Source organism: Ruegeria sp. CDSA077 (genome assembly GCF_059612265.1).
Genome location: NZ_JBXWQG010000011.1, coordinates 73,218 through 85,039 on the forward strand (window position 1 = coordinate 73,218; position 11,822 = coordinate 85,039).

Genomic DNA, 11,822 nt, shown 5'->3' on the forward strand with positions numbered 1-11,822 from the left:
TCCCGCAGACTGTGAGTTTCCGTTCTACAGGATTTTGCACGCGCAACGAACGGCAGCTATGCGGGCTGCGACTGCAGCATCGAGACAAGCCGATGGATGTCTGCTAAGGGCCGAGTCTGCTTGCGCAATGCACATAGTTGTTTCGGCGGGTTCGTTCATTGCTTTGCGTTCTCAAACTACTCGGTCATTCTTGTTTGGCCTGAACATCCAAATATCGGATTAGAACTCTTGGGATGGACGGCTAATACCTACTGTGATCCTATGCTGTCGCAGTTCATGGGCATTCAATGCGATCAGCTTCGTATATTGTAGGTATTTTGGTAGCCATTGTCGCCAGCATTGGCCTTTATTTGGTTTCTTACCAGTACTTCGTTTCGGAGGAGCTTTCGAAAGCTCAGGGCCGGCTCTCTCTCTACCAAAGCTCGGTAAACAGCGAACTCGAACGATTTTCCCACCTCACATATGTGCTGTCACAAGATTCCTTTGTAATTGGAACAGCCGAAGGAGACGGCACCGGAGCTTTAAACCGACGCCTTGAGGATTTTGCGGAGCGGGCGGAGCTGGATGCTATCTACCTGATGGACGAAGACGGGATCACGATTTCCGCATCGAACTACCGCGACACAGGGAGCTTTGTTGGCCAGAACTACGCTTTCCGCCCATATTTCCAAAGTGCCATTTCTGGTAAACAGGGCCGCTTCTATGCCATCGGGGCGACGACTGGTCTGCCAGGATACTTCATCGCCAACGCAGTGCTTGACGACCAGGGTGATTCAACTGGTGTCATAGCGATTAAGATCGATTTCTCTAATCTTCAGGATAGTTGGAAAAACTCGGGCGAACAGGTTCTTTTGGCCAATGAAGACGGTGTCATTCTGCTTTCTTCGAACTCGGATTGGCAATATCGCGCGTTGACGCCATTGTCAGAACCACAGCGAGAGCGAATTCGAAACGCCCGGCAGTTTCCGGGGCAAGCCTTAGATGCGTTGGATTGGGTTGAGTTGCCGGGAGATCAGGCCAGAATTGCGGGGACGAAGCGCTTGCATCTTGCAGCAACGGATTTGCCTCATGGCTGGTCGCTTCACTATTTTGCAAGTGACGATCAGGCTGTAGCGCGCAGTTGGCTTGTAACTGCAGTTTTTGTCCTCTTGGCGGGGCTCACATTTATCTTCTTCCAGATACAACGTGCGAGACGTGTAAGCGCTGCCTTGGCGCGGTCCGAAGAGGAAGAAGCAATGCTGCGCGAAGCAAATGAAAGGCTTGCCATCGAAATCGACGACCGCAAGACAGCCGAGCGGAGCCTCAGACGCACCCAGGGCGAGTTGGAGCGCGCAAGCCGACTGGCCGCTCTGGGGCAACTATCCGCGTCGGTGACGCATGAGCTGGGCCAGCCCATCGCGGCGATGCGCAATCATCTGGTGGCTGCAGAGATTTCATCTTCCGGTGAAACCAAGCTGCCACAAAAAATCGGCAACCTGGTTGACAGGATGGAAGGGATCACACGCCAGTTACGGTTTTTTGCACGGTCGGAGAGTGAGGCGTTCGACGACGTAGACTTACGCACTTCGGTTAATGCCGCGTTGGCTCTGGTTGCCCCAAACATCGAACAGGGTAAGGTGAAAATCTCAATTGATGCGTCGACTGGTCCGGCGTTTATCCGGGGCAGTGCCCTGCGGATCGAACAGGTCATCACAAATCTTTTGCGCAATGCCATAGATGCTACGGATGAAGCGGATGCGCCTGAAATCCATATCGCTGTCATGGCTTCTGGTGATGAGGTCGTGTTGGAAATTCAGGACAACGGTCACGGGTTGGGCGAGGCAACGCTGGCAGAGTTGCAAGAGCCATTTGTAACCACAAGAGAGAGCGGGAGAGGCATGGGCTTGGGACTGGCCATTTCCACTAGCATTGTCAAAGATCACGATGGCACAATGACGGCCCGAAATCGAAATGGCGGCGGAACAATTTTCCGTGTCACCTTCCCGATAGCCTCAAATACTGAAGAAACGGACGAATGAACCTGCAGCAACCCTTCAAAGTTCTGGTCGTTGATGATGACAAATCAATGCGACAGTCTCTTGTTGAGTTGCTTGAAGCCGCCGACTGGTCTGTCAACGCCTTGCCACGCGCGACCCAGGTGACGGAGCATCTGGCTAACGCCTCGCCCGATGTCATTTTATCCGATGTGCGTATGCCCGGCATGTCGGGACTTGAATTGCTGGCCAGCCTGGACAGGCATGTGGCGCCTCCGGTCGTACTGATTTCGGCGCATGGTGACATCCCGATGGCCGTTCAGGCCATACAGGACGGGGCATATGGGTTCATCGAAAAGCCATATGAACCACGGCGATTGCTTACGGTGCTGAGGCACGCGGCCGAACAATACCGAATGCGAAGAAGTAATGCCCGCCTCAAAGACCGGCTGTTCAAACTGTCAGGCCTTGACCGCATCCTGCTGGGCCAAACGGACGCCATTACAGACTTGCGACAAGAAGTACTTGATCTTGCTGATACGTCGGTTGCGGTTTTGTTGCAGGGAGATACGGGCACCGGGAAAGAGCTGGTTGCTCATGCTTTACATGATTTGGGCCGCTCGCCGGAGGCACCGTTTCTGGCGCTGAATTGCGCCGCATTGTCGGCCGATACATTTGAAGCGGAAATGTTCGGCGTCGCGGGTGAATCCGACGGAAGGCTTGGGGCGGCATCGGGTGGGACCTTGTTTCTGGATGAAATCTGCTCGTGCCCACCAGCGGCGCAAGCCAAGCTGTTAAGGGTCATCGAAGATCAACAAGTGCTGCCGGTGGGGGCGGTGTCGCCGGTGCCGGTAAGCTTCAGGGTCGTGTCAGCAACCAACGAAGACGTTGTACTGGCGGCCGAGGAAGGCCGCCTGCGTCAGGACCTTTTGTTTCGATTGAATACTGTCGTCCTGTCGTTACCCCCGCTTAGACAAAGACGGGATGATCTGGTTCTGTTGGCAACGCATTTCTTAAACGAATACGCGCAGGTTTATGAGATAGACGTACCAGAACTTGATCAGGACGATTTGGCGGCTCTGCTTGCACATGACTGGCCCGGCAATGTGCGTGAATTGCGCCATGTCTGCGAACGGCGCATTTTGGCGGCCCGACGCGGAGGCGGTTCGGTGGCGCAGGCTATCCAAAGCGATCAGCACTTCGACGAAGTGCCGGATACCCTGCGCGATGCCGTTGCCGCATTTGAACGCGAGCTCATAGGCAAAGCCATCAAGGCGCATAAAGGCCGCATGGATGCCGCCGCCGAAGCGCTTGGGATTGGCCGCCGGACGCTCAACGAAAAGATCGTCAAACTTGGTCTCGATAAAGAGGCTCTGTTGTAGGCGAAAACAGCTCTGCGGAAATCCGCAGGGCGCCCGGGAAAACGCGCGCATTTTCCTTCATAGTCAGGACGCCGCGCATTCTGAATACTCCGCCCAAACGAATTGCATGATCTGGGAGGAGCCACTATGCGCAAACACCTTAACCGGGCGGCCATTGCCGCCTTGTCGCTGACCGTTGCATCCGAAGCACTGGCCGTCGAATGGAACGTATCCCTGTGGGGCAAGCGTCGTGCTTTCACAGAGCATGTCGAAAAGCTGGCCGAACTGGTGAACGAAAAGACCAACGGTGAGTTTACACTCAACATCAGCTATGGTGGCCTGTCGAAGAACAAAGAAAACCTCGATGGTATTTCGATTGGTGCGTTTGAAATGGCCCAGTTCTGCGCTGGCTATCACCGCGACAAGAACCCCTCGATCACTGTCTTGGAACTGCCGTTTCTGGGCGTGACATCGCTGGAACAGGAAATTGACCTGTCGATGGCCGTTTATCAACATCCAGCCGTTGTCGAGGATCTGGCCCGCTGGGACGCGACTCTGCTGATGCCGTCTCCGCTACCGCAGTACAACCTTGTCGGGGTAGGTGACGCGCCGAAATCTCTGACCGATTTTGAAGGTCTGAGCGTACGGGCGACTGGCGGCATCGGTAAAGCGATGGAGACGGTCGGCGCGGTTCCGACTTCGATGTCCGCATCCGAAGTACGTCAGGCAATGGACAGCGGCATCGTCAAAGCCGTCAGCTTTGCACCACACGCCCATATGTCCTTTGGCACTATTGAGAACGGTACGTGGTGGACGACGAACCTGAACCCCGGAACAGTCAACTGCCCGGTCGTCGTGAATACTCTGGCACTGGAAGATCTGTCCGATGAACATCGTAAAGCTCTGCTGGGGTCGATAGACGAAGCGCTGGATCACTACGTTTCCCAATACCAGACCAAAACGATGGAAGCTTGGGGCCCCGAGCTGGATCAACGCGGCATCGAACGGGTCACGTTCAGCGATGAAGAAATCGCGGCATTCAAAGAGGCCGCCGCCGCACCCGCAGCAGAAGCCTGGATTACGGAAAACACCGAACGCGGCCTTCCGGCGCAGGAGCTCTATGACCTCGTGACCGGCAAGATCGCCAACGGTAGCTAATCCACTCACCACCCGACGTCGGCCAAGCTGGCGTCGGGTGCCTATTCCCCTGATAGCGGAGCACAACGATGGCCGGGTCATCCCTGGTGCTGTCCGACGACAGCCGTCTCAGCATTCTCGATCAACATCTCTACAAACTGGAGAGCTTTCTGGCTTTGATCAGCGGTCTTGCGGTTTTCTCTCTGATGGTCATGGCCGTTGTCTCCGTCGGTGGTCGGAACATCGCCAATGCGCCGCTTCCCGGGTATGTCGACTGGATTGAACAGGCCATGCCGTTGATTGCCTTCATGGGGATATCTTATGCGCAGCGCGATGGCGGCCACATCCGAATGGACATGTTCGTTGGTGCACTTAAAGGCCGGACGCTCTATATCGTCGAATTCGTAACAACCGCCGTCATTCTGGCGCTGATCGTCTTGCTGATCTGGGGGAGCTGGGCGCACTTCGCGCGCAGTTTCGACTTTGGTGCCCCACTGTGGAGCCGCGACAGTTCCATTGACATCAGTATCCCGCTGTGGCCCGCCAAACTGTTGGCACCCGTCGCCTTCAGCGTGCTTTGCCTAAGGCTCTTTCTGCAGCTCTGTGCCTACGGTCGTGCGATTCGCCATCCTGACCAGCCGCCTATCGCCGTCCCGTTGATTCCCGATGCCGCCACCCAGGCTGCGATGGAAGCCGAGCATGTCTCGGGCCACGACAACTGAGGTAAATTCTGATGGAACCCATTGATATTGGCCTGATCGTCTCGGGCGGAATGCTTGTTCTTGTGGTGCTTGGAATGCGTGTGGCTTTTGCCGCCGCGACTGCCGGCATGGTTGGTCTAATCTGGATCTTCTGGGCCAAATTTGGATACGATCCAGCGCGGTTCGGCAAAGCAGTAACTGTGGCGGTCAAAACCGCCGGGCAGGTACCTCATTCTAAGATTTCGAGCCAAGCGCTGAGCCTTATCCCGACCTTCATCCTTATTGGCTACCTCGCCTATTACGCGGGCCTGACTAAAGCGCTGTTCGAAGCCGCCAAGCGATGGCTCGCCTGGGTTCCAGGCGGGCTGGCGGTGTCGACCGTCTTTGCCACCGCCGGGTTCGCTGCGGTTTCCGGAGCCTCGGTTGCCACATCCGCCGTTTTTGCCCGCATCGCCATCCCCGAGATGCTGAAGATCGGCTACGACAAGCGCTTTGCTGCAGGTGTCGTCGCTGCAGGCGGCACGTTGGCGTCGCTCATCCCTCCCTCGGCCATTTTGGTTATTTACGCGATTATCGTGGAACAGGACGTGGGCAAACTGCTGTTAGCCGGTTTCATTCCGGGCATGTTCTCAGCTTTGATCTATGGCTTGCTGATCATTGGCATGGCTGTTGTGATCAAAGACTTTGGTCCTGCAGTCTCAGGCTTTACATGGAAAGAGCGTTTCATGTCTCTTCCGCCCGCACTGCCTATCTTGTTTGTCGTCGTTACCATCATCTTCTTTGTCTACAACCCATTCGGAGGCGATGCTTGGGGCACGCCAACCGAGGGTGGCGCAATCGGTGCCTTCGTTGTCTTTCTGATGGCGCTATTTCAGGGCATGCGCTGGTCCGAACTTAAAGACGCGTTGCTGGAGACAGCCAAGCTGAGCGTCATGATCTTTACCATCATCTGGGGCGTGCTGGTCTATGTTCGTTTTCTGGGTTTTGCCGAACTACCCAGCGCGTTCTCCGACTGGATCACCTCGCTTGAGATGTCACCAATGCTCATTCTGATCTGTATCCTGCTGGCTTATGCTGTACTGGGCATGTTCATGGATGCGATAGGTATGCTGCTGCTGACGTTGCCCGTAGTTTACCCAGCCGTCATGGCGTTGAACGGTGGTGAAGCGGTAAGTGCGGCCGATAGTACCTTTGGAATGTCCGGCCCGATGTGTGCCATCTGGTTTGGCATTCTGGTAGTCAAAATGGCCGAGTTTTGCCTGATCACCCCACCTATCGGGCTGAATTGCTTTGTAGTGGCTGGCGTGCGTGATGACCTAAGCGTTCAGGATGTTTTTAAAGGTGTAACGCCTTTCTTTCTGGCGGATGCAGCGACGATCGCAATGCTCGTTGCGTTCCCTGCTATCGTTCTGTGGCTTCCTGGACAGGTTTGAATTACATGGGATGATTTTGGAGCGCGGTTTGCCGGTGCGGCTTAGACAAAGATGCAAGATGCGTGCCATTCATGAATAAGCAACGGCAACCAAAAGCATAGATAGCTGGCGTCACTATCTGTTCAGTCTTGTAAAGGCGTGTCGACTGATTTGGACCGCTTTTCAATGTCTGGTTTGACGGAGCCGCATGCGTGCGTGGATAGTACCCATGAACGGCAGATTTGAGCCGTCCGCATGATCAGTTATTGGTGGGGCGGGGGCCCTTTCTGCAGTGGCACCGGAGTCTGTTGTGAGCCCAAAGCGTGAATTTGGTTTTCTCGCTGCGTGCGCTCGCAGCACGAAAGTCGTCACAGCCGCATCATTCTCAGCGCCGCTGCGCGGTGTGAAAACCGCCCATTCAAGCATGCCGCTGCGAGATTTACTTCCCAGATTTACAGGTTGCGGACAAATCTGCCCTTCACTTGTTTGGTTTCAATGATCCCTCGCAACCAAACGCGGACATGTCCGATCCGCAGATTGGACAGGAAGCAACTATGGCTGCCCAGGCAAACAAACGTTGGGCATGCGACGAAGTGGGTTTTTGTGCGCAGGCGCATTCTGCGCGGTTGCACCTGAACCGACACCGAGGCAAAGCGCTTCAGAATCCACTTATGCGTTCTATGAGCCAGTACATCGATACCGAACCGATGCCATAGGCTGTAATCACAATCGCCCTTTGGCTAACTGGACGTGCCATCAATCGCCAGATCGCGACAAGAAGTGCCAAGGCCCCGACAAAACTCAACTGGCCGGCCTCGACGCCCAGGTTGAAGGCAAGCAAGGCCGCAGGAATATCGTTTGAGGGTAGTCCGATATCGGCCAAAGCGCCTGCAAAACCAAGGCCATGCAAAAGCCCAAACCCGAAACAAACGATCCAGGGCTTCTGCTTTGAAAGTCGGAAACGCCCGTCGCCACCCTTAACAATTTCCATCGCCAGAAAAACAATAGAAAGCGCTATGATGGCCTCGACCGGCGGACCAGGGACATTCAGAAAACCTAGCGTTGCCAGTGCCAGTGTTATTGAATGCGCCAGTGTGAATGCTGTGACTGCTCCTACCAGTCTCCACGGATCACGGACCAGAATAAACAACGCGAAGACAAACAGCAGATGATCCCAACCTTCCAGTATGTGTTCAAAACCCAACTGGAAATACGCGGTGAAAACAGACCATGTGGTCTGTTCAGAAGGTATGTTCTGAACGGCCGTCTCTGGTGTGAACCGAAGCGTCGTGGGCTCAGCCTGCAGGGGCTGCACACGGACCAATACGTCGTTCTTTTGAACCTCCAGACCTTCTATCTGGAAGGGTTGGCCCGCAATATCCCCGCGGCACTCGATAACCCAGGAAGAAACCCATGCTCTGCCATCGGAAATTGGGGTAGGGCCGCGCGCCGGGGTGCAACCATCCGGCGCCATGACATCGATCGCCATGGGTTGACCATTCACATCGGGTTTTCGCCAATGAACGCTCCAGGTGCCCGATGTGATTTGGCGAATTTCCAAGTACCCCGGATCAAGCGCATGCGCCGAGGCATTTCCTGCGACCCACGCAATCAGCAACGCAATCAGTAGGCCAAATACAGCTTTCATTTGGTTTGACCTGAGAGAGCCGGCACTATGATCTCATAGTTGGCAGCAAGAATCTCATATTGCGCCTGCGCCAGATCTTCGCTCATCACGCGACGCCAATCCCGCAGCACGGCATCGTGAATTTCTGACAATGGGGGTATTTGGCTAGGTTCGATGTCTTGCACCTGAACCAGATGGACCCCGTAACCCGACTGGATCGGGCCAGCCCACTGACCTTTATCCAATGTTGTAAGACCCTTGGAAAAGCCAGATCCAAAGACCGAGTCTATCACTCTGGTCGCGGTCAAGGGCATAGATGCGGGCAGCAGTGTCGAGCCGCCCAGGTCGGAAACCTCATCTCCCGCGCGCAGGGCGGCCAATACCCCCTCGACTTCAGCTTTGTTTGGCTCCTCACCAATAAAGACCTGAATGAAGGCCAGCTTGCTGGGCGTCGCATAGCGCTTCGAGTTGTTTTGCAAAAAGGCCTCTAAATCTTCGTGTTCCGGAACAACAGACGTGGCGATCGCTTCGGTCAGGAAATCCATTTTTTGACTGAGACGAGACCGGATCACAGAGTCTCCGCGATCAAGGCCAAGCTTTCTTGCTTCTCTGACCAGTACCTCTTCGCGAATTGTTGCATCAGTCAAAGCTTGCAGCTCGGCATCGCTTGGGCGCCGTTTCCACCGTGCTTCAAACTGATCAGACAAAAGCGCGATATCGTTTTCGTCGATTGTTATTGTCCCAAAATCTTCGACAGTCTCGTTTTCCGGCGCAACCATTTGGAACCAAATGAAAATAGCTGCTCCAATCAGGAAGAAATGGAACAGGGGTTCTTTCAATATTCGCATGAAAGCTCCTGCATGAAACGCGCTCCGGTTTTACGTATCGATGCTGACATCAGTCGATTGAGCATTGCAAGAAAATCAACGCGACGCACAAATCGATCGTCTGGTGGATGGGCCGAGGTAAAGGCTTCTACCTCGGTTGCCAACGCCGTGATCAGCAGTGTTATTCTGCCGGTGTATACCAAATCGGGGAAGAGTAAGCGCGTTCCTGATGTGTGAGCACCGCGTCTTCGGGCAATTCGGCGCCAAATCTCAGCTTATCGTAAAGAATCCAACGCGGTGTTGGAATTTCGATCGCACGTACGTAATAAAATGCGCGTGCATTTGGATCGAATTCAGGATCAGACCAAACGGTTACAAGTTCGGCAGTTCCAATCGTGTTGGTCCAACTGGCGGTTTCAACATCTACTGTGTTTCCAACCGCAGGGATCTTGCCGTTTTGGTCAGCAACACGGTTGTCCGACCACGCCACATCGTAAACCTTTTCCTGCAAGGCCCCTTCAGAATCCAGCCAACCCTTTACCACCTGCACGCGATCCAGATTGGCACCAACCGGGTCGCGTAGTGCAGCGATCAGGAATGCGGGCGCACCTTCACCCTCGCGAGGTCGCAGATCCGAGCCCATCGGAACACCTTTGGTGTAGCCCACATCAGCAAGGAAGCGTGTTTCAACATCCGCGTCACTGAAACCCCAACCGCCAAAGAACCGCAGACCGATCCGAGGTCCGGTGGTTGCATAGGTTTCGCGTCGCTTGAACGCATCGAAGATTGCAGCGCGAGTATTATCGGTCGCCCAGACTGCCGTGTATCCCGATGCGACAAGAAGGTCGCCAGGAATTTCGCCAAGGTCATTGGCGATGAAAGGATGCTTTATTCTCGTGGCCGAAGGTTCAACACTGACGGATTTTCCAAAGAAGTTGTCTTCTTCGGCAGTCGCCAGAGACGTATGGCTGTCCGTCGCGCCGCCCATGCCGAACTTATATGGGTTAACGCCGAACTTTTCTTCTAACAACAAACCGCGCTTCAAAGCTTCTCGGGCGTATTCTCCAGCCAGCATGTCATCGGTTTTCAGCTCGGTTATGTCGAGGTTGCCGACGTCCCAGTTTTCGTAATCCGCGAATTCATCATCCGGACTCAGGAGGGGGTGCGCTTCACCGTCGCCCTTGATCTGCGTGACTTCATAGTGGGGTTCCCATTTCGCGCGGGCGGCCACATATTCCTCGTCTACCTTGCCACCGTGATAGGTGTCTTCGGTCGGGAACATCCATCCGTTCGAAAGGTTGCCGTTATGGGCGAAAGCTACCGCCCGACCACCCGTTTTTTCTTGATAGTCTTCCAGCCATGCATATAGCGCCTTTGGGTCGGTATCACCAAAGGGTGGTTGCGTGACCGGCGGCACCATCTGAAGCGCCCTGATCGGCCCATCACGCAGCATGACGTTTCGATGCAGATTGAAACCCTTGGGTACAGAGGTCCATTCGAATCCGATGAAGGCTGTGAAATTGCCGGGGTCGTTATGTTCTTCCGCAGCCAGAACGATTTGCTCCCAAGTAAAAGCAAAAGCGTCTGCACCCGGGCTGTAAGATTCCAGAAGAACTTCTGGCAGGGTCATTTGCGAGAAGTTGGTGATGATGTCGAACGCCGCTTTGCCGGCCTCTTCGCCGCCTGCCTTGTAACCTTCGTACCATTCCAAACCTTTTGGATCGGCAAGAACGCCCGGCTTGCCAGCCTGAAGGTCCGGGGCAAATCCCATTAGGTCAGTGTGATCCGTGAGAACCATCCAGTCCAGAGGCCGGGCCAGTCTCACTGGTTGACCCGTAGACGAAATGACCTGTTCACCTTTTGCAAAGCGCCAAGCTTCATCAGGTAACAGAGTGTTCCCGAAAGCACCTGCATCCAGCGAAAGCCCGGTGTGAAGATGCGAGTCTCCCCACAGCGGGCGCTCAGGGAAAGTCCGGTTCGCATATGGAGAATACGGCTGCTTTGAGAACAAGCCTTCCGCCGCTTCTTCGCTAGGAACAGCGTCGGCAAAGACCGTCGATGATGCCAGCCCCAGTGAGATAGAATAAACAAAAGCTCGAAGCATATTGACCTCCCAACTCAAGATCGCCCGGTGGTGCCGGTGACTTACATCTCAAGAATTAATATTCCTATTTCTCTATATAACATCAATTTTCCATTTGTGGGAATACTCAGCTCTCGGCTTTGTCACGATGATGCAAGTAGGAGTGTGGCTGCCGAAGTTGGTCTGAAAATGACTCGATAAGTCATAGCCTCGATTGTTGGGCTCAACATTGAGAACGGAAGCTTTGGAGAACTTGCGGTTTGAATTGGCGAATGTCCATCGTGAGCCATGTATGCACTTTAGCAAAGTCGGCATAGCTGCGCTTAGATGACATTCTTGGCTATCGTGGCATGGATCATTTTGGACTGGTAGCAGCCGAATGCATCGGCAGAAATGGTGTTCTCGGCTGACTTCCGAGAGCCGGTTTCACGACCGCTCGCATATCTCAACACGCCAATATGGTCGACTTGTGCGAGATTGGGTGGCGGCGATCAGGCTGGAGCCCAGTGGATACGGCGCCCATTTGCTGCGCCGGACCAAAGCAGCGGAGATATACCGCAAAACCGGAAATCTCAGAGCAGTTCAACTCCTGCTTGGACACACAATGGTAGACAGCACTGTCAGATACCTTGGTGTCGAACTTGAAGATGCGCTGAGCATCGCCGAGCAGATCGACATTTGAACCACGTTAGCGGGCGGCA

At 54.5% G+C, this 11,822-nt stretch carries 8 protein-coding genes and 1 pseudogene; 6 read left to right on the top strand and 3 right to left on the bottom strand.

Annotated elements, in window-relative coordinates; translation table 11 throughout:
- The first annotated feature begins 287 nt into the window (after positions 1-287).
- From AC2FLE_RS17490 to AC2FLE_RS17510, 5 genes are all read left to right on the top strand, one after another.
- Positions 288-2,018, top strand: coding sequence for a sensor histidine kinase (locus tag AC2FLE_RS17490; RefSeq protein WP_496698620.1), 1,731 nt, complete (start codon positions 288-290; stop codon positions 2,016-2,018).
- Positions 2,015-3,355 carry a sigma-54-dependent transcriptional regulator gene (locus tag AC2FLE_RS17495; protein ID WP_142637615.1) on the top strand — a complete coding sequence of 447 codons (1,341 nt, stop codon included), beginning with the start codon at positions 2,015-2,017 and terminating at the stop codon, positions 3,353-3,355. Before AC2FLE_RS17490 ends, AC2FLE_RS17495 begins: the two co-directional genes overlap by 4 nt.
- A 126-nt stretch (positions 3,356-3,481) precedes the next feature.
- Positions 3,482-4,492 carry a TRAP transporter substrate-binding protein DctP gene (gene dctP, locus AC2FLE_RS17500; protein WP_496698622.1) on the top strand — a complete coding sequence of 337 codons (1,011 nt, stop codon included), beginning with the start codon at positions 3,482-3,484 and terminating at the stop codon, positions 4,490-4,492.
- A gap of 68 nt (positions 4,493-4,560) precedes the next feature.
- Positions 4,561-5,193: a TRAP transporter small permease subunit gene (locus AC2FLE_RS17505; RefSeq protein ID WP_496698624.1), complete on the top strand. Its 633-nt coding sequence runs from the start codon at positions 4,561-4,563 to the stop codon at positions 5,191-5,193.
- Between the two features lie 11 nt (positions 5,194-5,204).
- Complete coding sequence (locus AC2FLE_RS17510) at positions 5,205-6,605, top strand: TRAP transporter large permease (protein WP_496698626.1); 1,401 nt, start codon at positions 5,205-5,207, stop codon at positions 6,603-6,605.
- Between the two features lie 637 nt (positions 6,606-7,242).
- On the opposite strand, the gene AC2FLE_RS17515 is transcribed toward AC2FLE_RS17510, so the two are convergent.
- From AC2FLE_RS17515 to AC2FLE_RS17525, 3 genes are all read right to left on the bottom strand, one after another.
- A complete protein-coding gene (locus tag AC2FLE_RS17515) occupies positions 7,243-8,232 on the bottom strand; it encodes a HupE/UreJ family protein (RefSeq protein ID WP_496698628.1) in 990 nt (329 codons plus the stop codon).
- A complete protein-coding gene (locus tag AC2FLE_RS17520; RefSeq protein ID WP_496698630.1) occupies positions 8,229-9,059 on the bottom strand; it encodes a peptidyl-prolyl cis-trans isomerase in 831 nt (276 codons plus the stop codon). Before AC2FLE_RS17520 ends, AC2FLE_RS17515 begins: the two co-directional genes overlap by 4 nt.
- Positions 9,060-9,219: 160 nt before the next feature.
- Positions 9,220-11,142: a DUF3604 domain-containing protein gene (locus tag AC2FLE_RS17525; protein WP_496698632.1), complete on the bottom strand. Its 1,923-nt coding sequence runs from the start codon at positions 11,140-11,142 to the stop codon at positions 9,220-9,222.
- 397 nt (positions 11,143-11,539) lie between these two features.
- On the opposite strand from AC2FLE_RS17525, the pseudogene AC2FLE_RS17530 reads away from it, so the two are divergent.
- Positions 11,540-11,803, top strand: a pseudogene (locus AC2FLE_RS17530) (tyrosine-type recombinase/integrase); the annotation flags it as partial.
- Positions 11,804-11,822 lie beyond the last annotated feature (19 nt).

Bases quoted from the DNA above. Each gene is read 5' to 3' on its own strand.
- dctP (WP_496698622.1), top strand. From the start codon at position 3,482: ATGCGCAAACACCTTAACCGGGCGGCCATTGCCGCCTTGTCGCTGACC.
- AC2FLE_RS17520 (WP_496698630.1), bottom strand. From the start codon at position 9,059: ATGCGAATATTGAAAGAACCCCTGTTCCATTTCTTCCTGATTGGAGCA.
- AC2FLE_RS17510 (WP_496698626.1), top strand. From the start codon at position 5,205: ATGGAACCCATTGATATTGGCCTGATCGTCTCGGGCGGAATGCTTGTT.
- AC2FLE_RS17495 (WP_142637615.1), top strand. From the start codon at position 2,015: ATGAACCTGCAGCAACCCTTCAAAGTTCTGGTCGTTGATGATGACAAA.
- AC2FLE_RS17525 (WP_496698632.1), bottom strand. From the start codon at position 11,142: ATGCTTCGAGCTTTTGTTTATTCTATCTCACTGGGGCTGGCATCATCG.
- AC2FLE_RS17490 (WP_496698620.1), top strand. From the start codon at position 288: ATGCGATCAGCTTCGTATATTGTAGGTATTTTGGTAGCCATTGTCGCC.
- AC2FLE_RS17505 (WP_496698624.1), top strand. From the start codon at position 4,561: ATGGCCGGGTCATCCCTGGTGCTGTCCGACGACAGCCGTCTCAGCATT.
- AC2FLE_RS17515 (WP_496698628.1), bottom strand. From the start codon at position 8,232: ATGAAAGCTGTATTTGGCCTACTGATTGCGTTGCTGATTGCGTGGGTC.